General features: G+C 68.9%; 31 protein-coding genes. 22 read left to right on the top strand and 9 right to left on the bottom strand.

Translation table 11 applies throughout. The features are described 5' to 3' along the window. Positions 1 to 109: 109 nt before the first annotated feature. Complete coding sequence (locus tag ACFQ9R_RS04375; protein WP_378988940.1) at positions 110 to 937, bottom strand: SDR family NAD(P)-dependent oxidoreductase; 828 nt, start codon at positions 935 to 937, stop codon at positions 110 to 112. A 107-nt stretch (positions 938 to 1,044) separates the two neighbouring features. Here ACFQ9R_RS04375 and ACFQ9R_RS04380 point away from each other — a divergent pair, with 107 nt between their 5' ends. Beyond that, the gene (locus tag ACFQ9R_RS04380; protein ID WP_378988942.1) at positions 1,045 to 1,617 is read left to right on the top strand and encodes a TetR family transcriptional regulator; all 573 of its coding nucleotides are present in this window, start codon (positions 1,045 to 1,047) and stop codon (positions 1,615 to 1,617) included. Between the two features lie 17 nt (positions 1,618 to 1,634). Here the strand turns inward: ACFQ9R_RS04380 and ACFQ9R_RS04385 are convergent, their stop codons facing one another. Together ACFQ9R_RS04385 and ACFQ9R_RS04390 are read right to left on the bottom strand one after the other, a co-directional pair. After that, on the bottom strand, positions 1,635 to 2,285 hold the full coding sequence (locus ACFQ9R_RS04385) for a response regulator (RefSeq protein WP_378988944.1): 651 nt from the start codon (positions 2,283 to 2,285) through the stop codon (positions 1,635 to 1,637). Beyond that, entirely contained in the window at positions 2,282 to 3,445 is a 1,164-nt protein-coding gene (locus tag ACFQ9R_RS04390) for a sensor histidine kinase (protein ID WP_378988946.1), read from the bottom strand. The genes ACFQ9R_RS04385 and ACFQ9R_RS04390 overlap by 4 nt, the downstream gene beginning before the upstream one ends. A 139-nt stretch (positions 3,446 to 3,584) precedes the next feature. Between ACFQ9R_RS04390 and ACFQ9R_RS04395 the strand changes: the two genes are divergently transcribed. Next, positions 3,585 to 4,202: a hypothetical protein gene (locus ACFQ9R_RS04395; RefSeq protein ID WP_378988947.1), complete on the top strand. Its 618-nt coding sequence runs from the start codon at positions 3,585 to 3,587 to the stop codon at positions 4,200 to 4,202. A 19-nt stretch (positions 4,203 to 4,221) separates the two neighbouring features. Here the strand turns inward: ACFQ9R_RS04395 and ACFQ9R_RS04400 are convergent, their stop codons facing one another. Continuing rightward, positions 4,222 to 5,019, bottom strand: a complete 798-nt coding sequence (locus ACFQ9R_RS04400) for a hypothetical protein (protein WP_378988948.1) — start codon at positions 5,017 to 5,019, stop codon at positions 4,222 to 4,224. A gap of 126 nt (positions 5,020 to 5,145) precedes the next feature. Here ACFQ9R_RS04400 and ACFQ9R_RS04405 point away from each other — a divergent pair, with 126 nt between their 5' ends. The 3 genes from ACFQ9R_RS04405 (at position 5,146) to ACFQ9R_RS04415 (ending at position 7,444) form a co-directional block, all read left to right on the top strand. Further along, positions 5,146 to 5,880: a sulfite exporter TauE/SafE family protein gene (locus ACFQ9R_RS04405; RefSeq protein ID WP_378988949.1), complete on the top strand. Its 735-nt coding sequence runs from the start codon at positions 5,146 to 5,148 to the stop codon at positions 5,878 to 5,880. A gap of 101 nt (positions 5,881 to 5,981) precedes the next feature. Next, on the top strand, positions 5,982 to 6,770 hold the full coding sequence (locus ACFQ9R_RS04410) for an inositol monophosphatase family protein (RefSeq protein WP_378988950.1): 789 nt from the start codon (positions 5,982 to 5,984) through the stop codon (positions 6,768 to 6,770). Between the two features lie 176 nt (positions 6,771 to 6,946). Next, a complete protein-coding gene (locus ACFQ9R_RS04415; RefSeq protein WP_378988951.1) occupies positions 6,947 to 7,444 on the top strand; it encodes a hypothetical protein in 498 nt (165 codons plus the stop codon). A 74-nt stretch (positions 7,445 to 7,518) separates the two neighbouring features. Here the strand turns inward: ACFQ9R_RS04415 and ACFQ9R_RS04420 are convergent, their stop codons facing one another. Further along, complete coding sequence (locus ACFQ9R_RS04420; protein WP_378988952.1) at positions 7,519 to 8,127, bottom strand: hypothetical protein; 609 nt, start codon at positions 8,125 to 8,127, stop codon at positions 7,519 to 7,521. Between the two features lie 79 nt (positions 8,128 to 8,206). Here ACFQ9R_RS04420 and ACFQ9R_RS04425 point away from each other — a divergent pair, with 79 nt between their 5' ends. The 3 genes from ACFQ9R_RS04425 (at position 8,207) to ACFQ9R_RS04435 (ending at position 10,541) form a co-directional block, all read left to right on the top strand. Then, the gene (locus ACFQ9R_RS04425) at positions 8,207 to 9,028 is read left to right on the top strand and encodes an acyl-CoA thioesterase (RefSeq protein WP_378988953.1); all 822 of its coding nucleotides are present in this window, start codon (positions 8,207 to 8,209) and stop codon (positions 9,026 to 9,028) included. 44 nt (positions 9,029 to 9,072) lie between these two features. Further along, complete coding sequence (gene pdxT, locus ACFQ9R_RS04430) at positions 9,073 to 9,693, top strand: pyridoxal 5'-phosphate synthase glutaminase subunit PdxT (RefSeq protein ID WP_378988954.1); 621 nt, start codon at positions 9,073 to 9,075, stop codon at positions 9,691 to 9,693. A 92-nt stretch (positions 9,694 to 9,785) separates the two neighbouring features. After that, positions 9,786 to 10,541, top strand: a complete 756-nt coding sequence (locus tag ACFQ9R_RS04435; RefSeq protein ID WP_378988955.1) for a YebC/PmpR family DNA-binding transcriptional regulator — start codon at positions 9,786 to 9,788, stop codon at positions 10,539 to 10,541. Between the two features lie 59 nt (positions 10,542 to 10,600). Here ACFQ9R_RS04435 and ACFQ9R_RS04440 read toward each other — a convergent pair whose 3' ends face one another. Beyond that, positions 10,601 to 11,101: an SRPBCC domain-containing protein gene (locus ACFQ9R_RS04440; protein ID WP_378988956.1), complete on the bottom strand. Its 501-nt coding sequence runs from the start codon at positions 11,099 to 11,101 to the stop codon at positions 10,601 to 10,603. A 91-nt stretch (positions 11,102 to 11,192) separates the two neighbouring features. Between ACFQ9R_RS04440 and ACFQ9R_RS04445 the strand changes: the two genes are divergently transcribed. Then, entirely contained in the window at positions 11,193 to 11,702 is a 510-nt protein-coding gene (locus ACFQ9R_RS04445; RefSeq protein WP_378988957.1) for an O-acetyl-ADP-ribose deacetylase, read from the top strand. Between the two features lie 43 nt (positions 11,703 to 11,745). On the opposite strand, the gene ACFQ9R_RS04450 is transcribed toward ACFQ9R_RS04445, so the two are convergent. Continuing rightward, the gene (locus tag ACFQ9R_RS04450) at positions 11,746 to 12,438 is read right to left on the bottom strand and encodes a FadR/GntR family transcriptional regulator (RefSeq protein WP_378988958.1); all 693 of its coding nucleotides are present in this window, start codon (positions 12,436 to 12,438) and stop codon (positions 11,746 to 11,748) included. Between the two features lie 199 nt (positions 12,439 to 12,637). On the opposite strand from ACFQ9R_RS04450, the gene ACFQ9R_RS04455 reads away from it, so the two are divergent. Genes ACFQ9R_RS04455 through ACFQ9R_RS04475 form a run of 5 tightly spaced genes read left to right on the top strand, consistent with a single transcriptional unit; the run spans position 12,638 to position 17,729 of the window. Continuing rightward, the gene (locus ACFQ9R_RS04455; protein WP_378988959.1) at positions 12,638 to 13,780 is read left to right on the top strand and encodes an acetamidase/formamidase family protein; all 1,143 of its coding nucleotides are present in this window, start codon (positions 12,638 to 12,640) and stop codon (positions 13,778 to 13,780) included. After that, a complete protein-coding gene (locus ACFQ9R_RS04460; protein ID WP_378988960.1) occupies positions 13,777 to 15,009 on the top strand; it encodes an amidase family protein in 1,233 nt (410 codons plus the stop codon). The genes ACFQ9R_RS04455 and ACFQ9R_RS04460 overlap by 4 nt, the downstream gene beginning before the upstream one ends. A gap of 14 nt (positions 15,010 to 15,023) precedes the next feature. After that, positions 15,024 to 16,037 (top strand): ABC transporter substrate-binding protein, encoded by a 1,014-nt coding sequence (locus tag ACFQ9R_RS04465; protein WP_378988961.1) that lies wholly within the window; start codon positions 15,024 to 15,026, stop codon positions 16,035 to 16,037. Then, the gene (locus ACFQ9R_RS04470) at positions 16,034 to 16,903 is read left to right on the top strand and encodes an ABC transporter permease (RefSeq protein ID WP_378988962.1); all 870 of its coding nucleotides are present in this window, start codon (positions 16,034 to 16,036) and stop codon (positions 16,901 to 16,903) included. The genes ACFQ9R_RS04465 and ACFQ9R_RS04470 overlap by 4 nt, the downstream gene beginning before the upstream one ends. 19 nt (positions 16,904 to 16,922) lie before the next feature. Continuing rightward, entirely contained in the window at positions 16,923 to 17,729 is an 807-nt protein-coding gene (locus tag ACFQ9R_RS04475; RefSeq protein WP_378988963.1) for an ABC transporter ATP-binding protein, read from the top strand. 50 nt (positions 17,730 to 17,779) lie between these two features. Here ACFQ9R_RS04475 and ACFQ9R_RS04480 read toward each other — a convergent pair whose 3' ends face one another. Beyond that, entirely contained in the window at positions 17,780 to 19,045 is a 1,266-nt protein-coding gene (locus ACFQ9R_RS04480; protein ID WP_378988964.1) for an amidohydrolase family protein, read from the bottom strand. Positions 19,046 to 19,155: 110 nt separating this feature from the next. Further along, the gene (locus tag ACFQ9R_RS04485; RefSeq protein ID WP_378988965.1) at positions 19,156 to 19,827 is read right to left on the bottom strand and encodes a GntR family transcriptional regulator; all 672 of its coding nucleotides are present in this window, start codon (positions 19,825 to 19,827) and stop codon (positions 19,156 to 19,158) included. 202 nt (positions 19,828 to 20,029) lie between these two features. On the opposite strand from ACFQ9R_RS04485, the gene ACFQ9R_RS04490 reads away from it, so the two are divergent. The 8 genes from ACFQ9R_RS04490 to ruvA all read left to right on the top strand — a co-directional run bounded on the left by ACFQ9R_RS04490 (position 20,030) and on the right by ruvA (position 26,713). Beyond that, on the top strand, positions 20,030 to 20,776 hold the full coding sequence (locus ACFQ9R_RS04490; protein WP_378988966.1) for a sulfite exporter TauE/SafE family protein: 747 nt from the start codon (positions 20,030 to 20,032) through the stop codon (positions 20,774 to 20,776). Positions 20,777 to 20,843: 67 nt separating this feature from the next. Next, positions 20,844 to 22,043, top strand: a complete 1,200-nt coding sequence (locus tag ACFQ9R_RS04495) for an amidohydrolase (RefSeq protein ID WP_378988967.1) — start codon at positions 20,844 to 20,846, stop codon at positions 22,041 to 22,043. Between the two features lie 68 nt (positions 22,044 to 22,111). Further along, a complete protein-coding gene (locus ACFQ9R_RS04500; protein ID WP_378988968.1) occupies positions 22,112 to 22,924 on the top strand; it encodes an ABC transporter ATP-binding protein in 813 nt (270 codons plus the stop codon). Next, positions 22,921 to 23,775, top strand: a complete 855-nt coding sequence (locus tag ACFQ9R_RS04505; RefSeq protein WP_378988969.1) for an ABC transporter permease — start codon at positions 22,921 to 22,923, stop codon at positions 23,773 to 23,775. The genes ACFQ9R_RS04500 and ACFQ9R_RS04505 overlap by 4 nt, the downstream gene beginning before the upstream one ends. Positions 23,776 to 23,826: 51 nt before the next feature. Continuing rightward, positions 23,827 to 24,960 carry an ABC transporter substrate-binding protein gene (locus tag ACFQ9R_RS04510; protein ID WP_378988970.1) on the top strand — a complete coding sequence of 378 codons (1,134 nt, stop codon included), beginning with the start codon at positions 23,827 to 23,829 and terminating at the stop codon, positions 24,958 to 24,960. 60 nt (positions 24,961 to 25,020) lie between these two features. Next, entirely contained in the window at positions 25,021 to 25,467 is a 447-nt protein-coding gene (locus ACFQ9R_RS04515; protein WP_378988971.1) for an acyl-CoA thioesterase, read from the top strand. Between the two features lie 80 nt (positions 25,468 to 25,547). Continuing rightward, a complete protein-coding gene (gene ruvC, locus ACFQ9R_RS04520; protein WP_358111945.1) occupies positions 25,548 to 26,117 on the top strand; it encodes a crossover junction endodeoxyribonuclease RuvC in 570 nt (189 codons plus the stop codon). Beyond that, positions 26,114 to 26,713: a Holliday junction branch migration protein RuvA gene (gene ruvA / locus ACFQ9R_RS04525; RefSeq protein WP_378988972.1), complete on the top strand. Its 600-nt coding sequence runs from the start codon at positions 26,114 to 26,116 to the stop codon at positions 26,711 to 26,713. The genes ruvC and ruvA overlap by 4 nt, the downstream gene beginning before the upstream one ends. Positions 26,714 to 26,716 lie beyond the last annotated feature (3 nt).

A 26,716-nucleotide genomic window follows, 5' to 3' on the forward strand; every position in this document is an offset into this window, starting at 1 on the left:
TACCCGCCCCGCAAACGACTATTACGAGCCACCCACCGCATTCCCCACACCCCACCCCCCCCCCGGGCCCGCCCCCCCCCCCCCCGCCGAGGTGTTCTCGTGCGTCGACTCAGCGCTGGACGAGCTCGGTGGTCAGGGTGTCGAGGCGGATCGCGTTGTCCGGGTCGAAGTCCTTGCGTGTGAGGGGGAGCCGGGTCCGGCGCCGGAAGGCGGTCACCTGATCGGCGGGTGGCTCGTCGAGGAGCTGGGCGATCGGCGGGACCGCTTGATCGACCGATCGGCCGACAACGAATCCGGCGGCCTTGGCCAGTATCCGGTGGGGTGCGGGCAGCGGGTCGGCCATCGCGGTCCGCACCATCATCGGGTTGTAGAGCACGTAGCGGGTGCGGGTGTTCGGGTGGCGGTGCGGGAAGGCGACGCCGAGCAGGTCATTGGCGCGTGAGGCCTGCATGGCGGCGCGCATGCCGGTGTAGCCCTCGCCCAAGGTCAGGTCGTCCCAGTGGATGCGGCCGGGAAAGCCGCCGGGGCCACAGATGTTCATGATGACCGGGGTATCCGCGCGTTCCAGCGCATCGACGAGACCGTGTCCGAGAACGAATCGGCTCAGGTAGTGCAGCGCGAAGGTGAACTCGTAGCCGTCCTCGGTGACCTCGCGCCGTGGCCGGAAGCGCTGGGCGCCGAAGACGAGGCCGTCGACGGTGCCGGCCAGCGCGGTGACCCGGGCAAGGGTGTCCCGCATTCCCGTCAGGGTGCTCAGATCGGCTCGCAGGAACACCGCGCGCTCGCCCGCGCCGATCGCGGCGGCCGCCCGGCCGAACGCCTCGCCTTTCGTCGCGCCGCTGGCGATCGCGATCACCCGGTCGCCGCGTCGCAGAAAATGTAGGCCGAGCCCTTTGCCCATGCCGTCGGTGCCGCCGGTGATGACATATGTGCGCATCGAATCCCGTTCTCCTCGAATCACTCTGGACTGTGTCATCGGCCGATATGTCGAGGCTAGAAACGAACGCGCCACCAAGTCAACATCTGATGACTTAGCATGACTTCATGGAACCGAAAGCCGAACCCCGTCGCCGTGACCGCGCGGCCACCCGCGCCGCGCTGCTCGACGCCGCACGAATCCGCTTCGCGGCGCAGGGTTTCGACGGCACCGGACTGCGCGAGATCGCCGCCGAGGTCGGGGTCGATCCCGCCTTGGTGTCGCGCTACTTCGGTTCCAAGAAGGCGCTCTACGCCGAGGCGATGCACCTGGAGATCCCCACCGGAGTGGCCGCCGATCCGCACCGCCCGGTCGTCAGCATCGCCGACGCCCTGCTCCACGATGTCGTGTACCAGGACTGGTCGCGCTACGGCGGCGAACACCCGCTCCTGGCCATGCTCCGATCGGCCGGTCACGACGATGTGCGCGATCAATTGCGCGCCCAACTCTGCGACGGCTACCTGCGTGAATTCGCCGACCGGCTCGACGGACCCGACGCGGAACTACGCGCGGAGCTGATCGGCGCCCTGCTGATCGGCCTCGGCGCGCTGCGCTCGGTGATCGGCACGCCCGCCGTGAGCGCGGCGCCGTTCGACCGAACCCGGGTGCTCGCCGCGCGCATGGTGAACGCCCTGACCTGAACCCGGGCGCGGGCGTTTCAGAGGAGGCCCTGCTCGTGTGCGTAGATGGCGGCCTGGGTGCGGTCACGCACGCCGAGACGGTTCAGGATGCTCGAGATGTGGTTCTTGACGGTGCCCTCGCTCAGGTAGAGGGACCGGGCGATCTCGCGGTTGGCGGCGCCGGTGGCGAGCAGACGCAGGACCTCGGTTTCGCGACCGGTGAGCTCGACGGTGGGGCGTGGTGTGCGGGATCGGACCATGGCGGCCAGGCGCGCCGTGACGGCGGCGGAGTACTGGTCTACGCCGGCGTGCGCGAGGCGGATCGCCTGGGCGAGTTCGGCGGCGGGGAGGTCTTTGAGCAGGTATCCGGAGGCGCCCGCGCGCAGGGCCGCGACGATGTAGCCGTCGTCGTCGAAGGTGGTGAGCATCAGCACCGTCGCCCGGCCGCGCACGAGAGCGGCTGCCTCGACGCCGTCCATTCCGGGCATCCGCACGTCCATCAGGACCACATCAGGTGTCAGCGAGCCAGTCGATTCGACTGCCTCGGCGCCACTTTCGGCCGTGCCGACTACGTCGATACCGGACTGCAAGGCGAGCAGCGCGGCGATCCCTTCGCGGACGAGACGCTCATCGTCGGCGATCAGCACGCGGACCTTCGGCGCAGGAATACCGGCATCGTGTCCGATCATCGCGCAACCACCGGGATCGTGACGAGCAGACGAGTTCCTGTGGTGCTGGAGGTGATTCGCACCTCGCCGTCGACCAGATCGAGCCGTTCACGCATTCCGGTGAGCCCCTGCCCCTCGACCGTGCCCGGCGCGAAACCTGTTCCGTTGTCGGCGATGTCGAGGACACCGGTGGCCGGTGTCAGGTCGACCCGGACCGCCACCGCGGTGGCGCCGGAATGGCGGCGCGCGTTGGTGAGTGCTTCCTGCGCGGCGAGATACAGGGCGAGGCGGACGGGCTCGCCGACGGTGTCCTCGGTGCCGGTGAGGTCGAGGGACACAGCGAAGCCGGTGTCGTCGAGCCGGATCGCGAGCGCTCGCAACGCGGTGGCGAGGGTGAACTGTGTGTCGTCGGCGCGCAGGGTGCCGACCGCGCGCCGTACCTCGTCGAGCGCCAGGCGCGTGGAATGACGCCCCTCGGCGAGCGCCCGGTCGGCGATATCGGTGTCCAACGACCGGTAGGCGGCCGATTTCTCCAGCTGGATCGCGGTAACCACGAGATGGTGGCCGACGCTGTCATGGATATCGCGGGCCACCCGGGTTCGTTCGGCGACGGTGGCGAGGGAGACTGCCTGGTCGGCGTATTCCCGGAGCCGGGCGTGCGCGTCGGACAGTTCGGTGAGCAGTGTTTCCGCGCGCCGCCGCCCGGTTTCCTCGCGTTCGGCGATCACCGCGATCGCGAGGGCGAAAACAACGCCGATCGTGAACATCAGCAGATCCGAGAGCGCTTCGGGATTCGTTCGCAGCGCCGGTCGCCCGAGGACGATGATCCCGGCGAGGAGTAGACCGCCACCGGCGAGTGTGTAGGCGACCCGGTGTCCGACGGTGAAATAGGCAGTGAGCGGCAGCAAGACGAACAGGACCTTCGCATTGCCGCTGCTGTCGAGCACGGTGATCACCGTGTACAGGACGGCGCGGACGACCAGCCCGGCGATCGCGAGGGTCCTGGACCCAGTGAACCTCCCTGCGGCGATCTCGAGCCCTCCCGCGAGCAGGAGGGCCCCGGCGAACGCGCTGGACCGGGCAGGGTCGACAGGCCCGGTCGAGGCGACGGCGAGCCCGGCGACCAGCACGGAGACATAGAGGAAGCACGCCACCCAGGTCAGTGCGCGCGGTCGATGCATTCGCTGAGCGTATGGCCGGATTCGTCGCACGGCCACGGTCGCGGGGCAATTTTGGCCGAAAGTCATGGGTCGCCCGGCACTTACCGCCGTGACCACCGGATTCCTACCGTCGAACTCGACATCGAGAAGGGATTTCGACATGGACACACGAGCACTACTGCGACTGGGCGGCATCTCCGGCTTCGTCTGCGGCGGAGCGATCGCGGCGGCGGGCGCGATCGAACTGATCGCCGCGGGCAAGATACCGCTCACCCAGGTTCTCAACGGGGCGGCCGTCCCCTTCGGGATCGGACTGCTGGTGGCGTTGTACGCGCTGCTGCACCAGCGTCTCGGCCGCTTCGGCGCACTCGCCTTCGTCGTGCAATTCCTCGGCTTCGGCTATTTCGCGGGTATCGCCTTCGCCATGAACTTCGTGCTGGTGTATCTGGACAAGCCGGTGGTCGACGAATTGCTCACCAGCCCGGCCGAATTCGCTTTCCTCGCCACCGCGGTCCTCGCGCTGAGTGGAACGTTGCTGTTCGGCACAGCGCTGCTGCGTAGCGCGGCGGTCCCGCGCGGCGCGGCCATCCTCTACACCGCGGGCCTGTCCGTGCTCTGCCTCACCTTCCTGCTCCCGGCGACGCTGGTGCGCGTCGGACACATCGCGGCCGGATTCGGCATGGTGTGGCTGGCCTGGGCGGTGTGGTCGAGCGTGACGGTCGCCCCGGCGGCTACCGCTCGCGCGTGGCAGCCGTCGACACCCGATCCGGCGCGATAGCGCTACCAGGGGCCGCGGCCTACGGCTGGCCCGCCGCGCCTTCGGTATCGGTGGTGAGGGCGTCGGCGAAGTTCTCGGCGTAGCCGAGGATGAGCTGGCGCTGGGTGGGCAGCAGAACGGCCAGCTCGTGCCAGGCGATGGCGGTGGGGGAGCCGTAGAGGTGGGTCAGGTCGGTGACCAGGGCGGCGGCTTGCTCGGGGGTGGGGGCGGTGGGGCGGGCGAAGGCGAGCAGGGAAGCGCCGATGGCGATGTGGCGGTAGCCGTGGGTGGCCATGCGGCGGATGACGGTGTGGTTGTCGTAGGTGCTCCAGTCGTCGGCGAAGTACCCGTTGGGGATACCGGCGATGGCGAGGTCGTCACGGTCCACCGGGACCCGCTGGATCAGCACGACGTCGTCGACCACGCGGTCGGGGGAACGGTTGGCGGCGACGAGCGCGGCGAGTTCGTCCTCGGACGCGTTGCGGGTGTCGCGCAGCGCGTCCCACGGAACGCGGGTGGACGGGTTGTCCAGCAGCGCGGCGATGCGCGAGACCGTGGCGTTCTCGGCGTGGTGGGTGGCGGCGGGGTCGTCCGGGTCGTCGTGGACGACCCCGCCCTCGCCTTCGACGAGTCCGAGCGTGGCGTGCATGCTCGTGTAGGCGCACTGGCCGAGATCGTCGAGCGTGCAGAGGATCCTGGCATCGGGATGATCCATGCGGACCAGCTCTAACGCGTCGAGCAGCTGGGCGAAGGTGGTGACGTCGTCGAGGCGGGCAACGGTGTTGGAGTCCAGCCGGTTACGTCGAACGGGTGGTTCGCCCGGCTCGAAAGTCGTCATCTGCACTCCGACATCCTGGCACGGCCTTCGGCGCGTCGGAGTGATCCCGGCGCAGGTGGGCGATGTGGGCTCGGTATCGGTTGGCCCAGGAATTGCTGCCAACTGGGCATACCGTACAGTCGGTCCGTGACCGCGCTCGACTTCTCCTTGCTGGTCGTCGCGGGATTCTTCACCGGCTTGATCGGTTTCGTCACCGGGATGGCCTCGATCGTCTCCTATCCGGCGCTGCTGGCCGCCGGTCTGCCGCCCGTCGCGGCCAATGTCACCAACACGGTCGCCATGGTCGCCGTCGGTGTCGGGGCGACCGCGAATTCCGGGCGCGAACTCGTCGGCCGAGGGCCCACGCTGGTGCGCTGGGCAGTGCTGGCGGCCGTGGGCGGGCTGCTCGGCGCGCTCGCGCTGCTGGTCGCTCCGGACGGCGCGTTCGAGGTGGTCGTGCCGTTCCTGGTGGCGATGGCGTCGATCGCGCTGTTGGTGCAACCACTGGTGCGCCACCATATCGGCGAGCTCAGCGCGCCCTGGATCGTGCCGGTCGGCATCCTGCTCACCTCCGTGTACGGCGGGTACTTCGGCGCGGGCGCGGGCGTGATCTACCTGTCGATGATGATGCTGTGCACCGCCGAATCCATCTGGAGCGCGTCGATTCTCAAGAGCTTCCTGCTCGGCATCGCGAACCTCGTCGCCGCGGTCGGCTTCGCGGCCTTCGGACCGGTGCACTGGGGCGCGGCGCTGGCCCTCGGCGCGGGTGCGCTGGCAGGTGGCTGGTGTGGTCCGCCGGTGGTGAAAGTGATTCCGCCGAGTGTGTTGCGGGTGACCGTCGGTATCGGCGGACTCGGGCTCGCCGTGTACCTGGCCCGATAGGCGTACCTCCGCGTTGGCTCGGGCCGTGCGCGCTGCGTGTCCGGGCCGATCAGACCGCTGTTCGCCTGCCGGGCGGCGACACGGTCCGTAGCCTGGAGACGGTGCACCACTCAGATAGTGAAATCGCAATCCACGCAACAGAAGTCGCTTCGGCGGTGATCCGGTCGGCCTTCCACGGCCCGCTCACTCGCTACGCCAAACAGGGCGACGATTTCGCCACGCAGGCCGATATCGCGGCCGAGAAAGCCATCCTCGACGTCCTCGCGACCGAATGTCCGGGCGACCGGTTCGTCGCCGAGGAATCGGGCGTCACCGGCTCTGCCCGCAGCGATCGGACGTGGTTTGTCGATCCACTCTGTGGCACCAGGAATTTCGCCGTCGACACCGCGTTCGTGGCGGTCAACGTCGCGCTGCGCGACGGCGATGCCGTGACAGTGGCGGCGACCGCCGACCCGTTCGCCGACGAAGTGTTCTGGACGGCGGGGCAGGGCGCGTTCCTGCGCACCGAGGGCCGCGACGAGCCGTTGCGCCCGCACTCGGGAAGCCATCTCGTCGATGTCGACCTCGACCACCCGTTCCCCTGGTCGACCCCGGCGCGGCTCTTCGACGCCGAAGGCTTTGCGGGAGAGTTCCATCCGCGGGTCCTATCGACCTCGTTAGCCCTTGTCTGGGTGGCGGCCGGGCGTCGCGCCGCCTACATCACCGGCGGCGATCTCCGCGACAGCGTGCATTTCAGCAGCGCGATCGCGGTGTGTCAGGCGGCTGGCTGCGTGGTTACCGGTCTCGCCGGGCAACCGCTGCACACCGCGCCACACGGGCTCATCGCGGCAGCGGACGCGCCGACCCATGCGCGGCTGGTCGAGGCGGTGGTGGGTCTGCGCGCCGGGTGACGCTGGGGTGCATCACAATCGGGCGCAGCTCACAGCCCCCGGTTGTCTGTGTCTCAGAGTTTCCTCAACATCACTGGGTAGCGTCCTCGCCGTGGCATCGAGGCCTGCGCTGTGTGGCGCCGGTCCTCCGCCGTCGCCCAGAGGGCGAGATTCCGACCCGACGTAAGGACGAGTGGATGAAGTTTCGTAGGACCGGACGAGTCGCGATCGCAGGATTGGCTGTGGTCGCCGCGCTCGGCCTGAGTGCGTGCAGTGACGACAAGGGCGACAAGCCCGCGCCCAAGACCACCACCAGTGCCAAGGCTCAGGGTTCGGCAACCGCGGACCTGCCGGCGGTGCCGACGGTCGAACAGCTCAACGCGCAGCTCACCACCGCACTGGATCCGGCGGTCCCCAACGACCAGAAGCTGGACTTCGTGCAGGGCATCGAGGCCGACCCCGAGCTGCCGAACCGCCTGGCACAGGCCGTCCAGGACAACAACGTCCAGGTCCAGGTCACCGAGGTGACCTCCTTCGGTGACAGCGTCAACGCCAAGGCCAACTTCACCGTCAACGGCCAGACCAATGTCGTCGACGTGCCGTTCGTGGCCGAAGCGGGCAAGTGGAAGGTCCAGAAGTCGTGGGCCTGCGGCATGCTGACCAACCTGGGTCAGACCTCGGTCGCCTGCGCCTGATCGTCGTCGCTCGAGCCCCGTTCGTCTGTCGGACGGGGCTTTCGCGTATCCGGGCTGTTTCGGCTCCCGTGCTGTCAGCGGCGAAGTGCCGCCCGGTCGGGGTGATCCCAGCGAACGGTCCAGGTCGCTTCCTCGGGATTGTCGGCAGTGTGATCGCGCACAGCGGGCAGCGTCCATCGCTGCTCGGCGGGGGTGCGCCGCAGCGCCGCCTGCTCACTCAGTTCCAGGCGGATCGCGAGATCGAAATCCAGACCGCGACCGAGCAGCATCGGCCCCGCGAGCACCAGCACCAGATCGGCCTGCGCGGCCCGAATCGCCGCCCGCGCCGACCTGTCCCGCTCCTCGTCCCACAGCGCGGGCAACCAGCGCCCTTCGGTGCGGAGCACGTCGAGGATCTCGCGGCGCATGGCCTCGTAGTCGAACCATGCTGTGCGATAAGACCATTCGTCATCGCGCCCGTATTCCATGCGGAGCGACGCGGGTCGCACGAAGTCGTGCACCGACACCACCGCCGCCGATCGCCCCCGGTCGGTGAGCGTGTCCACGATCCGGCGGCCCAGTTCCACCGGGGCGGCCGCGTCGGCGCCGTCGACCGCGAGCACCCGTCGCCCCGGCAGCTCGACGAGCCGGTCGGCGACGAGCCGGGCGAGGGCGGCGGGAGAGGTGGGAGTGAACGTCGGCACCGGACCATCTCAGCAAATTCCGGGCCGCTGTGCAGAGCCGGACATACCGCCCGGTCGGCAAGGCGATAATCTCGAGCGCATGGCGACAATCGAAGAGGCGCTCGCGATCGAGCGACTGGAGCGCGACATCTTCCGCGGTGCTTCCACGGAGTCTCAGCTACCGCGCACCTTCGGCGGTCAGGTGGCCGGGCAGGCGCTGGTCTCGGCGGTCCGTACCGTCGATCGCAGCTTCCAGGTGCATTCTCTGCACGGCTACTTCCTGCGACCGGGCAATCCGGAGGAACCCACCGTCTACCTGGTGGAACGCATCCGCGACGGCCGGTCGTTCTGCACGCGGCGGGTCACCGGCGTGCAGGACGGACAGGCGATATTCACGATGTCGGCCTCGTTCCATCACGGTGACGAAGGGCCCGAACACCAGGACGTGATGCCCTCGGTCGACGGTCCCGACGACCTGCCCGACGCCAGCGTGACCATGACCCCCGAGCGGCTGTGGGCCATGCGTGAATGGGAGCACTGGGACATCCGCACGGTCCCACAGGATCAGGTCGTCGCGCGAGACGGCGCGGTCTCCCCCCAGCAGGTGTGGTTTCGGTACCGGCACCCGCTGCCCGACGACCCGATGTTCCACGTCTGCACGCTGGCCTACATGAGCGATATGACGCTGCTCGGCTCGTCGAAGGTGATCCACCCCGACGAACCGACCCAGAACGCGTCGCTCGACCACGCCATGTGGTTCCTGCGCCCGTTCCGTGCCGACGAATGGCTGCTCTACGACCAGTCCTCACCCTCGGCCGGTTTCGGTCGCGCGCTGACCGGCGGCAAGATCTGGGACCGCGAGGGCAACCTGGTCGCCGCTGTCGTCCAGGAAGGACTGATCCGCACGCCGCGCCAGAAGTGAGCGTGAGCGGGCCCACATCGGGCGCGCTCGTAAGCTCAACGGCTGTGAACGCAACCTCGACCCCCACCCGGCCCACCATCGGTGTCCTCGCGCTCCAGGGTGACGTGCGTGAACACGTTGCCGCGCTGGAGCACTGCGGGGCCGATCCGGTGCTGGTGCGGCGCGAGGCGGAGCTGGCCGCGGTCGACGGGCTGGTGCTGCCCGGTGGCGAGTCGACCGCGATCTCCAAGCTGTTGCAGGCGTTCGACCTGCTGGAACCGTTGCGGGCGCGGCTGCGCGACGGGCTGCCCGCGTTCGGGTCGTGCGCGGGCATGATCCTGCTCGCCTCGGAGGTCCTCGACACCAGGGCCGACGCCCAGCACCTGTCCGGCATCGATATGACGGTGCGGCGCAACGCGTTCGGCCGGCAGGTCGATTCCTTCGAGACCGACCTGGACTTCACCGGCCTCGACACGCCCGTGCGCGCGGTGTTCATTCGCGCGCCGTGGGTGGAGCGGGTGGGCGACGGCGTCGAGGTGCTGGCGCGGGTGCCGCACGGCCCCGCCGAGGGCCGCATCGTCGCTGCCAGGCAGGGCAACGTGGTGGCGACCTCCTTCCATCCCGAGGTGACCGGCGATCTGCGGGTGCACGAACTGTTCGTCGACCTGGTTCGGGCTGCGCGATAAAGCCCGCGTCGGCGGGCGTGGTGGACGGTGAGTAGGCTGGATCGAGCTTGTCCGCCCGGGCAGACGCGCAACCGACTTGAAGGAAGTAGGGCATGAGCGGCCACTCCAAATGGGCCACCACCAAGCACAAGAAGGCGGGAATCGACGCCAAGCGCGGCAAACTCTTCGCCAAGCTGATCAAGAACATCGAGGTGGCGGCCCGCACTGGTGGTAGTGACCCTGCGGGCAATCCGACGCTGTTCGACGCCATCCAGAAGGCGAAGAAGACATCGGTCCCCAACGACAACATCGAGCGCGCCCGCAAGCGCGGTGGTGGTGAAGAGGCCGGCGGCGCCGACTGGCAGACGATCATGTACGAGGGCTACGGGCCCAACGGTGTGGCCGTGCTGATCGAGTGCCTCACCGACAACCGCAACCGCGCCGCGGGCGAGGTCCGGCTGGCGATGACCCGCAACGGCGGCAACATGGCCGACCCGGGTTCGGTGTCGTACCTGTTCGCCCGCAAGGGCGTGGTGACGCTCGAGAAGAACGGCCTGTCCGAGGACGACGTCCTCGAGACGGTGCTCGACGCGGGCGCCGAAGACGTCAACGACCACGGCGACGTCTTCGAGATCATCTCCGAGCCCGGCGATCTGATCGCGGTGCGCTCGGCCCTGCAGGCCGCGAACATCGACTACGACTCCGCCGAGTCCGGTTTCCAGGCGTCGGTGTCGGTCGCGGTCGACGCCGACGGTGCGCGCAAGGTGTTCAAGCTGGTCGACGCGCTCGAAGACAGCGACGATGTGCAGAACGTGTACACCAACGTCGACATCTCCGACGAGGTCGCCGCGGAACTCGACGACGAGTAGATCGTTTTCCGTCGAACCCGCCCCGGTCGTGAATTCGGCCGGGGCGGTTCACGTTTCGGCTAGGACGCCCGCTGCTGGTAGTAGCCCGACATCGACGGGTAGTAGTCGGCGAAATCCGGTCGTTCGGTGTGCGTGCAGGCCGCGACGAACATGTCCGCGTAGTACTCCCACCCCGGACCGATCTGCGGGATCTCCGCCAGCTGATATTCCGACGTCAGATGGTGGACCAGGCGCAGTTCGGTGGCCGCGCCGGTGTCGAGCAACGTCACCTCGAGCCGCCACAGGCCGATCTGGTCGGTCGAGGAGACGCCGAGGTGGATCGGTGGGGTGCAGTCGTCGATGCGCATCGCCGACCACGGTTCACCCTCCTCGAAGCGCATCTGCACCCGGATGGTGTTGCCGGTCCCCGACTCGCCCTCCCAGGTGCCGTACCACCCCGAGGTCAGATGCGGATCGGTCAACCGTGCCCACACCTCCTCGATCGGCAACCCCAGCGACCTGGTGATCACCAGGTCCCGCCCGTCGGGCGTCGCGACGATGTCACCGGTGGGTATGGCCATGCGTGGTTCTCCTCGCCTCGGACGGACCGACCATGCCTGCTCACTCGACCGTACCCGTGGACGAGGTCGACGCCCCGGCAGAATGAGGATCATGACGCGAATCGAGACGGTCCGGGGCGACATCACCGAGCAGCAGGTGGACGCGGTGGTCAACGCCGCGAATTCCTCGCTGCTCGGCGGCGGTGGCGTCGACGGGGCGATCCACCGCAAGGGCGGTCCGCAGATCCTGTCGGAATGTCGCGACCTGCGCGCCTCGCACTACGGCAAAGGCCTGCGTACCGGCCAGGCGGTGGCGACCACCGCGGGCCTGCTCCCCGCCCGCTGGGTGATCCACACGGTCGGCCCCGTGTGGTCGGCCACCGAGGACCGCTCCGAGCTGCTCGCCTCCTGCTATCGCGAATCCCTGCGCGTGGCAGACGAGCTGGGAGCGGCAACCGTCGCGTTCCCGGCGATCTCCACCGGTATCTTCGGCTGGCCGATGGATGACGGCGCGCGGATCGCGGTCGAGACGGTCCGCGCGGCCGAGACACACGTGACGCAGGTGCGGTTCGTGCTGTTCGACGATCGTGCCTTGGAGGTCTTCACCACCGCTGTGGGGTAGGCGGCAGCGTGGAAAGGTTCTGCTCCCCAGGTCATGTGGGTCGCTAGCGGGTGCTGATCTCGCGGACCTCGCGCAGGTGTTGTTCCATGGCGGCAGCGGCGGCGGGGCCGTCTCGGTGGTCCACGGCGCGCAGGATCTGGGTGTGACCGTGGACGGAGACGCGGCGGCCGAGCGGAGTGCGGTGGGAGAGGACTCGGGTGTGGCGGGTCCATTCCGTGGTCATCGTGCAGAGGGTGACCAGGAGCGGGTTCTGGGCCGAATGTGCCAGGAGCGTGTGGAATTCGATGTCGAGGGCCATCGATTCCGCCGGGCCGAGGGTTTCGTCGGAGCGGTCGATGATCTCGTGCAGCGACAGCAGATTCGATTCGACGGCGCGCAGGGCGGCGAGCTGGGCGATGCGGGGTTCGACCAGGTCGCGCAGTTCGGTCGCGTAGGCGAGTTCGGTGTCGAGGTCGGCGAGGCTGCCGTGCAGTTCGGCGGCGCCGCGGGGCAGATCGGTGACGGTGCTGCCACGGCCCTGCCTGCGGTCGACCAGCTTCTTGGATTCCAGCTCGAACATGGCTTCGCGAAGCGAGGACCGCGACACGTTCAGCTGCGTCGCGAGCTCGCGTTCGGGCGGCAGGCGATCGCCCGCGCGCAGCGCGCCGTCGATGATCAGCCGCTCCAGGTGAGCGGCGACTTCGGCGCTGACGCTGCCGGTGCGGCGGCGCAGCGGGGGGATCGGCGGGACGGCCATCGAACTCCTCTCGACACCTACTGATTGGTCCGGCCAATCATATAAGAATGGTGCCAAATGGCCCGATATTGCCGGGGTGTAAAGCCTCGGTTACGCACGTTTCTCCCGGTAGCAGGGCTGTTGATAGTGGAATACCGTTATCGCATCAGATGGTCGGACCAATGTTCGACCGAGTGTCGCGGAGACCGGAGGACCCACTGTGACGTCGTTGGCCGGGGACCAGATCGCCGCCGCTTTCCCGGTGCTGCAGCAGGGCAGCGGCATCACACCGGAGACCACCTATATCCCCGCCGATCCGGATCGGGTGCTGTGGGGCAGGCTGCCGCGACGCGGCGATACGCCGGTCACCACCGTCGCGCCGGGGACGCGGGTGGTCATCGACACCATCAGTCATGAGGGCATCCTCGACGATCAGGGCTCGGACCCGGTCGCCTACTTCCGCGGGCACGGCGTGGCCCGCGATCAGATACTCGACGACACCGTCGAGGTGGTCTCCCGGCGCGTCCGCGAGGACGGAGCAGGCCCACATATCGTGACCGGTCCGATCGCCGTCGACGGCGCCGAGCCCGGCGATCTCCTCGCCGTGCGGATCGAGCACCTCGCCATGCGCGCGCCCTACGGCGTCATCTCGACCCGGCACGGCCGCGGCATGCTGGCCGGGACACCACACGACGGTTCGTACGGTCAGTTCTGTACGGTGACCGGGCGCGACGACGAGTGGTTCGGCACCATGCCGATCCGGCCGGGCAGCCCGCACCGGGCGCGCTTCCCGCTCGCCCCGTTCCTCGGCATCATGGGCGTGGCCACCGACACCGAGGACCGGGCGCACTCCGTGCCACCGGGCGCGCACGGCGGCAATATCGACGTCACACTGCTCACTCCGGGCGCTACCTTGTTCCTGCCGGTGCAGGTGCCCGACGCGCTGTTCTATGTCGGCGATCCGCATTTCGCGCAGGGCGACGGAGAGGTGGCGCTCACCGCCCTGGAGGCGCCGCTGCGGGCGACCGTGACCCTCGACGTCGTTGCGGCCGAACAGGTCACCGACATCGGGTCGGGTACAGGGCCGTTCGCCGCAGGCCACGGACTCGTCATCCCGACCGGGCTCGATCCCGATCTGGACACCGCGCTGTCGCTGTGCGTGGGCAACGCCGTCGACCTGCTCGGCGCGCTGTTCGACACCGATCCGCGCAGCGCCTACCTCTACCTCAGTGCCGCAGCCGACTTCACCATCTCGCAAGCCGTCGATCTGACCCGCGGGGTACACGGCAAGATCCGTGTCGCCGACTTCGCGCATACCACCGGTACCGATCTGGCCCGCTTCATCCTGGAGCGGGCGCGGTGACCGCGACGGCGCGGGAGACGGCGACTCGGTTCGGCGCGGGAGCGCGCTGCGGCGTGGACACCACGGTGTGGCGCGAGCTCGGTTCGCCGTTGGTGGGGGCGACTTCGACCGGCCCGCTCACCGGGCACACGGTGGCCGTGAAAGACCTGTTCGCTGTCGCCGGCCACCCGCTCGGCGCAGGTGTGGAGGACTTTCTCGCCGAGCGCACTCCCGAGTCCCGCCACGCCGCGGTCGTCGCCGACCTGCTCGCGGCGGGCGCCACCGTCACCGGCATCGCCAGGACCGACGAGTTCGCCTATAGCATCACCGGCGCCAACGGGCGCACCGGCATGCCGGTCAATCCGGTTGCACCACAGCGAGTTCCGGGTGGTTCATCGAGCGGCCCCGCCGTCGCGGTCGCCCGCGGCGAGGTATCGATCGGCCTCGGCACCGACACCGCGGGCTCGATCCGGGTTCCCGGCTCGTACCAAGGACTCTGGGGCATCAGGACTACGCACGCCGGTCTCGATACCACCGGCCTCCTCCCGCTGGCCCCGTCGTTCGACACCATCGGATGGCTCACCCGCGACGCCGCGACCCTGCTCGCGGTGGCCGACAGCGTGTTCGCCCATCCTGCTGTACCCCGGTCAGACGGGTCCGGGTTCTCGAACACGTACCTGGTCGTCGATCCAACGTTGTGTGCGGCGGCGGAGCCCGAGATCGCCGAGCAGTGTGCGCGGGCCTCCGAAGAACTCGGCGCTCGACGGATCACCCTGCGGGCCGACCTCGATCGCTGGTTCTCCGCGTTTCGCGCGGTGCAGGCGTTCGAAGCATGGGCAGGGCACGGTGACTGGCTGACCGCGCATCCCGACGCGCTCGAACCCGACGTGCGCGAGCGATTCGCCTGGGCCGCAACGGTGACCGCCGAGGAGGCCGCGGCCGCGCGGACAGTCGTCGCCGAGGCCGCTGCGCGGATCCGCGACATCCTCGGCGACCGGGTGCTGGTGCTGCCGACCACGGCGGGACCGCCACCGCCGCGAGCGGCTGACCGGCGTACGCGCGACGCCGTCCGCCACGCGACTCTGCGGCTGACCTGCCTGGCGTCGATCGCCGGCCTGCCCGCCGTCACGCTGCCGCTGCCGAACCGCCGCAGCCTGCCCGCCGGGCTGTGCCTGATCGGCGCCGCGAACTCCGACCGCGCCCTCATCGTCCTCGCTACCCAGTGCGCCGCCCGATTGGCGAACCTATGAGAAATGGACCCGCAATGCCTGCCTCCGACATGCCGTGGACCGCCACCGCTGCACCGATGAATCGCCCACTGCGCCGGGTGCTCTCGGCCGTGATCGCGGCCTTGCTCATCGTCACGGGCCTGACCGCCTGCGTATCGACACCGGGCGGCGGCAGCGACCCGGCATCGGTGCGAATCGGCACCCTGCGGGGGCAGCCGCATCTCTACGCGCCCTACTTCATGCAGCGTTTCGCCCCCGCGGGCACGACCTACGAGATCGTGCTGTTCGAGAATTCACCCGATATCAAGAACGCGATCGCCTCGGGTGCCATCGATTTCGGAGTGCTCGGCGCGCCGTCGATCCTGGCGGGCAGTGCCGCGGGTCAGGATGTGAAGATCGTCGCCTCGGCCGCTGACGGCGGGTCGGCGTTCGTCGGCAAGCCGGAGATCACCACGGTGAACGGGCTGCGCGGCAAGAAGATCGGATTCCCGCAGGGCTCGTCGCAGGAGATCCTGCTGCGGCTCACCTTGACCGCGCACGGCCTCGACCCGGCCACCGACGTGCAGTTGGTCAACCTTTCCTACTCGGACATGGCCAACGCCTACAAATCCGGCCAGATCGACGCGTTCCTGAGCGCCGAGACCGCACCGTCGATCGTCATGGGGGTCGGCGCGCATCCGATCGTCTCGCCGTACGACACCGCGATCGGCGCGGTGAACATCGTCTTCGGTACCAGGGGCGCGCTGATCGACCAGGATCGCGACCGGGTACAGCAGACCGTGCGCAGTTTCGTCCAGGCGATCGAGTACATGAAGGGCGATCACACCGCCTGGGTCGACGGGCTCGTCGACACCTTCGGCCTCGACCGCACCATCGTCGACACCGCGACGAAGAACGTCTGGTTGCGGTGGGAACTCGATGACGAGTATCGCGGCCGGGTGGTCGCCCTCGCCGAGCAGATGCGGGCCTTCGACCAGCTGTCCAAGGCACCCGATATGGCGAAGGTGTTCGACACCGGGTTCCTGACCCCCGCGGGTATCGGGCGATGACAGCGCTCGACGCACCACCGGTCGTCCGCACCACCGAGGCGCCGCCCGCGCGTCGACGGCGACTTCCCGACCGGGTGCTGACAGTGCTGTGGGCCCTGCCGGTCCCGCTGCTGCTCGGGCTGCTGTGGGATCGTGGTGTCGACGGCGCGTGGACGCTGCCGTTCGGTATCCAGATGCAATTCCTGCCGAAACCGTACGAGGTGGCGCGGCGCCTGGCCGACCTCGCGTTCGGCGGCGTCATCGGCGACACCTACAGCGGCACCCTGTGGTTGCACCTGTACGCGAGCACGCTGCGGGTGGTGCAGGGGTTCTTGTTCGCGGCCGCCGTCGCGATCCCGCTCGGCATCGTGATGGGTCGCTCCCGGCTGGTCTACCGGATGCTCGAACCGACCGTCAACCTGGTCCGCCCGATCCCGGTGACCGCGTGGGCGCCGCTGTCACTGCTGATCATCGGCTTCGGTGACCGCTCCACGATCTTCCTGGTGTTCCTCGCCGCGGTGTTCTCGATCCTGCTGAACACGATCGCCGGGGTGCGGGCGGTACCGGACCGGCTGCTCGAGGCCGCCGCGATGCTGGGCACCCGACCCGCGCACACGCTGTACAAGGTGGTGCTGCCCGCCGCCGTGCCGAGCATCGTCTCCGGTCTGCGGATCGCGCTCGGCCTGTCGTGGGTGATCCTCGTCGTCGGCGAGACGGTCGGTATCCGAATCGGCTTGGGGGCGTTGATCACCCAGGCCAGAGAACAGTCACGCACCGACCTGATTATCGCGGTGATGATCGTGATCGGATTGGCCGGATTCGCCGCCGACCGGTTGCTGATGCTGCTGGTGAGGCTGTTGGCGGGCCGTAGGCCGCTCCTACCGTGATCGAGCAGACAGGACCCTCATGAAGATCTACTCCACCCGCCGCCGCCCGCAGCGCCCCGCGCGTATCGTCGTCGACGGGCTCGGTAAGCGATATGCCGGTGCGGCCGGATTCGCCGTCGACGGCGTCGAACTCGACATCGCGGCAGGTGAATTCGTCTGCGTGGTCGGCGCCAGCGGCTGCGGAAAGTCCACGCTGCTGCGGATTCTCGCCGGTTTGGAGGCAGGCTCCAAGGGAACGGTCACCGTCGCCGACGAACCGGTGAGCGGGGCGGGTCCCGAGCGCGGTGTGGTGTTCCAGGACTACGGGCTGTTCCCCTGGCTCACGGTCGCCGAGAACATCGCCTACGGACCGAAACAGGCCAGAATGACCCGGCCCGACATCCGTGAGATCACCGACCGATGGCTCGATACCGTCGGCCTGTCCCGGGTGCGCGAGTCGTTCCCGCACCAGCTCTCCGGTGGCATGCAGCAGCGCGTGGCGATCGCCAGAGTGCTGGCGAACAGTCCCGCGGTGCTGCTGATGGACGAGCCGTTCGGCGCACTCGACGCCCTCACCCGCACGGACATGCAGGCCGAGCTGAAACGCATCCACCACGAGACCGCGGTGACCGTCGTGTTCGTCACCCACAGCATCGACGAGGCGGTCTACCTGGCCGACCGTGTCGTGGTGATGGCCGGTGGTGCGGCCCACGGCAACGCGGGCCATGTGCGCGAGATCGTCGAGATCGACCTGCCCGGCGAACGCGACTCCACCACACCGGAATTCAATGCCTTCAAACGGCGCATCGACGCCCTCGTCCACCGCGGCAACCACAGCGCGGCCTGAGCCGACGCAGCGGATGCCCCACGGGCGAAGTCGGTCCGTCGAGCGCCGGATCAGCGTGCGTGGACAGCGGGGGCGAGGATTTCGGTGACGCGTGTGGTGCGGGCGATGATTCGGCCTGCCTTGATGACGTAGCAGCGGTCGGGGCGATCGAGCAGGGCGTCGGCGAGGCGATGTGTGCCGAGGACGACCAGATCGGCTCGGGCGCCGACGCGCAGACCGTGGTGCTCGGCGATGCCGAGCACCACGGCCGCGTCGGTGGTGGCCATGTCGAGGACGCGGCGCAGGTCGGTGTCGCCGGACAGATGCCCGGTCTGGGCGAGGAACAGGCCGATGTCGAGGAGATCGGCGTTGCCGTAGGGGGTGAACGCATTGCGAATGTTGTTGGAGGAGTACGCGGTTGTCACACCGGCGGCCCACAGTTCACGGACCGGTGCGACGCCACGGCGCACCGCGGCCTGATCGCCTCGCCCGCCGAGGTGCATGTCGGTGGCGGGCAGCGCAACCACGGCGACGCCTGCCTGGGCGAGGTGGGCCATGGTCGCCTGTCGTTCGCGCGGGGGACGGGCAGCCAAAGAGGTGACGTGGCCGAGGGCGACCCGGCCGCGCAGACCGGAGCGCTGGGTGGCCTCGGCGATGTAGTCGGCCATCGCGAAGCGGGGGTCGGTGGCGTCGTCGGCGAAGTCGGCGTGGATGTCGACGGGGACGCCGAATTCGGCGGCCAGTTCGAAGACCAGGTCCACGTGGCGGCGGCAGTCGGCGACGTCGGCTTCGTTGTAGGAGCATCCGCCGATGACATCGGCGCCCAGACGCAGCGCTGCGCGGAGCAGTTCCAGCGTGCCGGGTGCGCGCAGGATTCCCTCCTGTGGAAAGGCGACGATCTGGAGGTCGATCAGGTCGCGATACTCCTCGCGCAGCCCCAACAGCACCTCGACGCCGAGTAGTCCGACGATCGGATCGACATCCGGGTGTGCGCGAAGTGCGGTGGTGCCGTGGGTGATCGCCTGATCGAGAATCCGGCGCGCGCGGTCGCGAACCCCGTCGGCGGTGAACCCCCGTTTGAGTTCGCCGGTCACCTCGATCGCGCTCGCGAGGGTGCCGTCGGGCGCGCTGCGCCGGCGATCGAGCAGAGCCTTGTCCAGGTGCACATGGGATTCGACGAGCCCGGGAATGACGACCCTTGTCGCGCAATCGATCTCGGTCGCCGCGCTACCGGGCAAGGCGGGTCCGATCGCGGTGATCAAGCCTTCGGTGACGGCGATATCGACCGGGTCGGCGTCATCGGCGATACACGCGCGACGCAGCAGCAGATCGACCATGAAAACCTCCAGTCGCAGTACGGGACACCGTTTGTATACGACGCTGAGGTTTCGGGTGATGGCGGCGATTGCTGCGCCTGTGTTACGCCATCGGCGCGCAGGCGCGGTACTCAGGGCGTAGGTACCGGCGGGGGAACGGGCTCGGGCGCAGTCTCGGCGCCGGCACGTGGTCGCAGGCGATAAGCCGAGGTGGCGTGGGCAATGTGCTCGGCGACCACCGCGCTCGCCCGGTCGGGATCCTGTGCCTCCAGCGCCGCGCAGATCTCCTCGTGCTCGCGCCAGGAATCCTCGGCGCGCCGCGGGAGTTCGACCGCGTACACCCAGGCGATCTTCCAGCTCAGCTGGGTGATGAGCTGGCTGAGTAGCGCGCTGCCCGACGCCTCGGCGAGCACCTCGTGGAAGCGGCTGTTGAGCCGGGCGAGTTCGCCGAGTCTGCCGTCGCGCACCGCTTCCTGGCCGAGCGAGGTGAGTTCCTTGAGTCGTCCCAGCTGTTCGGGCGAACGGCGCACGGCGGCCCTACCGGCGCACATCGGTTCCAGCAGTGCCCTGATCTCGAGCAGATCGGCCGCCTCCGCCTCGGTGAGCTCGGCGACGAAGGTCCCCGCGTAGGGGCGCGACCAGGCGAATCCCTCGGCCTCGAGCGTCCGCAATGCTTCCCGGACCGGCACGCGGGAGACACCGTATCGCTCGGCCAGAGTGTCCTCGGTGAGGCGCTGCCCGGGGCGGAAATCGCCACGGATGATGTCGTCGCGGATCGCGCGGCACACCTGCTGCGGTGTCATGCGTCGGACGGTGCTGCTCACGTCGCCCCCAACGGTCGAATGGCGGAGCCGCGCGCCGGTCGGCTACGAACCGGCGCCCGGTCTTCGAAGGATTGCTCCGAATCTACGGCATTCGGGCGGGTGTTCTGCCGGTGACATCGCTCGGCGCGACCCCTCGTCCGCTGTCGTATACGATCGCACGACGCTCTGTCGGAAGGATTTCATGGACCCCGTGCATCTAGCCCTGCTGCTGGCCGCAGGACTCGGCGCAGGCTTCTGCAACGCCATCGCGGGCGGCGGCAGCCTGCTGTCGTTCCCCGCGCTACTCGCACTCGGCCTGCCCCCGGTAACCGCCACGGTCACCAACTCGGTCGCGGTCTGGCCGGGCTACCTGGGCGGCGCGGCGGCCCTGCGCAAGCGTGCCGAGGACTACCGCGCACTGCTGCCGCGGCTGGTCGTGATCAGCGTCGCCGGTGCCGGTCTCGGTGTGCTCGCACTGCTCGCCGCACCCCCCGAGGTGTTCGCCGCGCTGGTGCCGTTCCTGGTCCTCGGGGCGACCGCGGTGTTCGCCGCGCAACCCTGGCTCTCGCGCACTCTCGGTGCCCGCCGGCCCGATTCGCGCATCACCCTCTATCTCGGGGTCTTCGTCGGCAGCGTCTACGGCGCCTACTTCAACGGCGGCATGGGCATCGTGCTGCTGACCGCTCTCGCGCTCGGCCTCGATGCCTCCGCGCAACTGCTCAACGGCCTGAAAAGCGTCCTCACGCTGAGTGTTTCGACCACCGCCATGGTGGCGGTGGCACTGTTCGGGCCGGTGGACTGGCTCGTCGTCGCGATCCTCGCGCCGGCCTGTCTGTTCGGCGGTGTCCTCGGCGCGAAGTTCGCCGATCGTCTGCGCCCGGCCGTGTTCCGGACCGTGGTGATCGTCTTCGGGGTCGGCGCCGGGTCCGCCATGTTGGTCACCGGCTGACAGTGCGCCGGGACCTACGACGACCGCTCATCGCACGACTCCCTACCCGCGACCGAAAGGACTTCTGATGACCGACCTGCTCCTGCGCGGTGGCCGACCGTGGACACCCGGTACCACACCGGAACTCGCTGACCTCCACCTAGCCGACGGCCGGATCGCCGCGATCGGCACCGGCCTCACCGCTCCCGGCGCCGAGATCATCGAGCTGAACGGCGCGCTGGTACTGCCCGGCCTCGTGGACACCCACTGTCATCTGGACAAAACCCTGTACAGCGCGCCATGGGTGGCCAACTCGGGAGGTCGGACGCTGGCCGGGCGCATCGCCAACGGGGAACGCCGCCGCGCCGAACTCGGCATTCCGAATGCCGAATACGCCGCGAATCTGTTGGGTGCCATGGTCGGATACGGCACCTCCTTCGTGCGCAGCCACGTCGACATCGATCCCGGCATCGGGTTGCGGGGCGTCGAGCAGGTGCGGGCCGCCGCCGAACGGCACGCGGGGCGGGTCGAGGTGGAACTGGTCGCCTTCCCGCAGGGTGGGCTGATCACGCGTCCCGGCACCGCCGCGTTGATGGCCGCGGCGCTGGCCGATGGTGTCGAAGTCGTCGGCGGCCTCGATCCGGCGGGCTACGACAACGACCCGGTCGGGCAACTCGATGTGATCTTCGATCTCGCCGACAAATTCGGCGCCAAGGTCGATATCCACCTGCACGACGGCGGTGCCATGGGTGTGTGGGAGTTCGACCTGATCATCGAACGCACCAGGGCGACCGGCCTTTCCGGCCGGGTCACCATCAGCCACGCCTATGCGATGGGCGGGCGATCCGACGACGAACAGCGCCGCATCGCCGACGCGCTCGCCGAGGCAGGTGTCGCCATGGTGACCTGCGCGGTCGGTGAGGCGGCGGTCGTTCCCGTCCGCGTGATGCACGAGGCGGGCGCCACCCTGGCTCTGGGCAACGACGGCATTCGCGACCTGTGGACGCCGTACGGCGACGGCGACATGCTGCGCCGCGTGAACACCGTCGCCTACCGTGACCGCCTTGTCGCCGATGCCGAGATCGAACTCGCGCTGGCCGCGGGAACCTATGGCGGCGCGAGGGTTCTCGGCCTCGACGACTACGGGCTCGCGGTCGGCGCACCCGCCGATCTGTTCGTGGTGGAGGCCGAAACGCCCGCCGCCGCGGTGGTCCAGCTGCCCACCCGGCAGCTGGTGGTGAAGCGCGGCCAGATCGTGTCCCGGGCGGATACCCGCACTGCGAACTGATCGTATACGAAACAGGGACGTAATCGCGCTGACCGCTGGTGGCAATGGTATGCCACTAGAAATAGTGCATGAGCGCCACGGTTTCCACCGCCCCCGCAGTATCGGGCCGGGACTCGTATACGACTGCTGAACGCGACGAGCCCGCCCCCGCCCTGTCCTTCGACAATGTGACGTTGACCTTCGACAACGGCACCACCGCCGTCGCCGACATCGACATCGCTGTTCGCAGTGGTGAATTCGTCTCGCTGGTCGGGCCCTCCGGCTGCGGCAAATCGACCCTGCTCCGCCTGGCCGCCGGATTCGAGAAGCCCACCACGGGCACGGTCGGTGTCGGCACCCGCCGCCTCGGCTACGTCTTCCAGGAATCCACCCTGCTGCCATGGCGATCGGTGCGGCAGAACGTGGAACTGCCCGGCGAGCTGGAAGGCGTCGACAAGACCACCCGTCGGGCCGCCGCCGCGGACGCCATCGAACGCGTCGGACTGGCCGGGTTCGAGAAGCACAAACCCGCCCAGCTGTCCGGCGGCATGCGGATGCGCGCCTCCATCGCGCGCGCCCTCACGTCGCAGCCGGAGCTGTTCTTGTTCGACGAGCCGTTCGGCGCGCTGGACGAGATCACCCGGCAGCGCCTGAACGAGGAAGTCGGCACCCTGTTCCGCCGCGACGGGTTCGCGGGAGTGTTCGTCACCCACTCGGTGGGAGAGGCGGTGTTCCTGTCCACTCGGGTCGTCGTGCTCACGGGCCGGCCGGGCCGGGTGACTGCCGACATCCCGGTCCCGTTCGACTTCCCGCGCACCCCGGAGCTGCGCTACACCCCCGAATTCGCCCACCTGTGCGCCGAGGTATCGGCCGCGCTGCGTGGACAGGAGGCCGCCGCATGACCACCGTCGCCCTCCCCGGGGGAGTCGTCGCGGAATCGGCGGCGAAACCGAAGTACCGCTGGCCTTTCCGGGTCGCCCCGGTGCGTGTCGTCGCGCCGATCCTGGTGTTCGTCGCAGTCCTCGGGCTCTGGTCGCTGGTCAGCCACCAACTGCTGGCCGAGGAGTCGCGGTTCCTGCTGCCCGCGCCGGAACAGGTGATCGTCAAGGGGCTGCTCGATCCGCTGGCGCGATCGACGATCCTGAGCGCGCTGTGGTCGACGGTGCAGGTCGCGCTCGTGGGACTGGTGATCGCGATCGCGCTCGGCGTCGGCTTCGCGGTGGTCATGAGCCAGGCGCGCTGGGCCGAATACTCGCTGTATCCGTACGCGGTGGTGCTGCAGACGATCCCGATCCTCGCGGTGGTGCCGCTGTTCGGGTTCTGGTTCGGCTACGAGTTCTCCAGCCGGGTGATCGTGTGCGTGATGGTGGCGCTGTTCCCGGTGATCACCAATACGCTGTTCGGGCTCAAATCGGTGGCTCCCGCCGAGCACGACCTGTTCACCCTGCACGGCGCCTCGCGGTGGCAGCGGTTGCTGAAACTGCAACTGCCCACAGCGCTTCCGGCGATGATCTCCGGGTTCAAGATCTCCGGCGGCATGGCCATCATCGGCTCCATCGTGGCCGACTTCTTCTTCCGTCAGGGCGAGCCCGGCATCGGCCGGATGATCGATGTCTACCGTCAGCAACTCGCCACCGAGGAACTGCTCACCGCGCTGCTGATGTCCTCGCTGGTCGGCCTGATCCTGTTCTGGTTCTTCGACTTCCTGGCCGGGCGCGTCGACCGGGCGCACGGACTGCGTCGCGGCAAGTAGCCCACTTCTCTTGTCCCACCCTCACATTCGCTCGACCCCGAAGGATTTCCGGTGCGCAAACCTCTCCTCGCCACGGCCGTGCTGGCCGGCGCCACAGTGCTGACCGCCTGCAACAGTGCGACCTCGGTGCCCGGCCCCACCGGGCAGGGTGTCCTCGCCGGTGTCTGCCCGTCGACCGTGGTCGTTCAGACGGACTGGTTCGCCACGCCGGAGCGGGCGGCGGCGTATCAGCTGGTCGGGCCGAACGGCACGGTCGATGTGAAGAAGGGCGCGTACTCCGGTCCGCTCGGTGACACCGGGGTGAATGTCGAAGTGCGCCTCGGTGGTCCGTTCCTCGGTGGTCAGCCGGTGCCCGCGCAGATGTATCAGGACCAGAGCATCACCCTCGGTTTCGTCCCGACCGACGACGCGGTGCGGGCGCAGGCGAAATTCCCGGTGACCGGGGTGTTCGCCTCACTCGACGTCAATCCGCAGATCGTCCTGTTCGATCCGGCGACCTACCCGCAGATCACGTCGTGGAAGGACGTTCCCGCGTCCGGCGCACCCGTCGTCTACAGCGAGGGCAAGCTGTTCATGGACTACCTGATCGCCCACGGCGACGTGAAACCCGACCAGGCCGACGCCTCCTTCGACGGCACCCCGAGCCGCTTCGTCGCCGAACACGGCCGAGTGATGCAGCAGGGCTACGTCTCCAACGAGCCCTACCGCTGGGAACACGACGTGAAGGGGTGGCTCAAGCCGGTGAAGTCGTTGCTGGTCCACGAGTCCGGCTATGAGATCTATCCGCACGCCTGGTCGGTACGCGCCGGTGACAGGGAAAAACTCGGCCCCTGCCTGAGCAAGCTGGTGCCGATGCTGCAGCAGGCCCAGATCGACTACATCAGCGATCCGGAACCGGTCAACGCGGCGCTGCTGCGCATCGCCCAGACGATTCCCGACGGTCCGCCGATGACCGCGGGCGGTAACACCGACTCGGTGAAAGTCCAGCTCGCCCAGAAGATCGTCGGCAACGGCCCCGACGGCAGCCTCGGTGATTTCGACACCGCCCGCGTCGACCGGGTGATCAGCGCCGTCACCCCGATCCTGCGCAAGCGCGGAGTCGAGGTTCCCGACGGCCTCGCCGCCGACGCGATCGTCACCAACGAGTTCATCGACCCGTCGATCGGGCTGAAGAGCACGCCGTAGTCGCCGGTCCCTCGGCGACGACCCGCGAAGGTGTCGGACCCCGGTGGCACACTCGCGGGCATGGCGGAAACCACTGTGCCGTTTCGGGTTCGGATCCCGATTCGGGTGTCCGATCTCGACCCGCAACTGCACGTCACCGGCTCGGCGTATCAGCAATTCGCCGATCACGCGCGGTTCGCGTGCGTGACCGAGGCGGGAGTCTCGGTGCCCGGCCTCCTCGCGGCGGGGATGGGGCCGGTCAATCTCGAGCTGAACGTTCGCTATCTGCGGGAGTTGCGCGCGAACGACACGGTCGAGGTCGACTGCCGGTGGGAGTGGGGGCAGGGCAAGACCTATCGGGTGGAGCACACCCTCACCAGGGCGGACGGTGAGATCGCCGCGACGGTGTCGTATGTGAGTGGACTGCTCGACCTGCGGGCGCGCAAGCTGGTCGCGGATCCGGCGGGGGTCTGGGCCGAGCACGCCCGCGATCCGGCGTTACTGGGGCTACCGCCGCGACCGGCGTGAGGATCGTGTCGTTGGTCGGCCCGAACGCGGGGATGCTCTAGACTTTCGAACAACTGTTCGTGTCTTCGAAGGGGTGGCCGGTGCGGGTGATGGGCGTCGATCCGGGGCTTACCCGGTGCGGGCTCAGCATGGTCGACAGCGGACCGGGCCGGAAGGTCGTGGCCCTCGATGTGGGGGTGGTGCGGACCCCGCCCGACGCCGAGCTGGCGTTGCGGTTGATGGCCGTCGCGGATGCCGCCGAAGAGTGGATGGATACGCATCGGCCCGAAGCTGTCGCGATCGAGCGGGTGTTCGCCCAGCACAATGTGCGGACCGCGATGGGCACAGCGCAGGCCGGTGGGGTGATCGCGCTGGCCGCGGCGCGGCGCGGGATCCGGGTGGCGTTCCATACGCCCAGCGAGGTGAAAGCGGCCGTCACCGGCAACGGTACGGCGGACAAAGCGCAGGTCACCGCGATGGTGACGCGGATTCTCGGTTTGCGGGTCGCGCCGAAACCGGCCGATGCCGCCGACGCGCTCGCGCTGGCGATCTGTCATTGTTGGCGGGCGCCGCTGATGGACCGGATGGCGGCCGCGCAGGCACAGGCGGACGAGGTCCGCCGCCGCTACGAACAACGGCTCGCCGAACAACGGAAGGTGGTGCGCGGGTGATCGCGTCGGTACGCGGGGAGGTGCTCGAGATCGCGCTCGATCACGTGGTGATCGAAGCAGCGGGCGTCGGGTACCGCCTCAACGCCACCCCGGCCACACTCGCCGGGCTGACCCGCGGCGAGCAGACCCGCCTGTACACGGCGATGATCGTGCGCGAGGACTCGATGACCCTGTTCGGGTTCGCCGACACCGAAGCGCGCGAACTGTTCGCGTTGTTGCAGACCGTCTCCGGCGTCGGCCCCCGCCTGGCGATGGCGGTGCTCGCCGTGCTCGAACCCGAAGCGCTGCGAAAGGCGTTGGCCGAGAGCAACGTCGCCGCGCTGACCAGGGTCCCCGGCATCGGCAAACGCGGCGCCGAGCGGATGGTCGTCGAACTGCGCGACAAGGTGAACCAGGTGGCCGTCCCCACCGGTCCGCCCGGTGCGCAAACCCCGAGTACCCCTGTGCGCGAGCAGGTTTCCGAAGCGCTCGTCGGCCTCGGGTTCCCGGCGAAGCAGGCCGAACAGGCCGTCGACACCGTCCTCGCCGACCAGCCCACCGCCACCACCTCGGTGGCGTTGCGCGCGGCGCTCGGCCTGCTCGGTAAGAACAGGTAGACC

The organism is Nocardia sp. NPDC056541, from assembly GCF_042794235.1.
Classification (GTDB): Bacteria; Actinomycetota; Actinomycetes; order Mycobacteriales; family Mycobacteriaceae; genus Nocardia.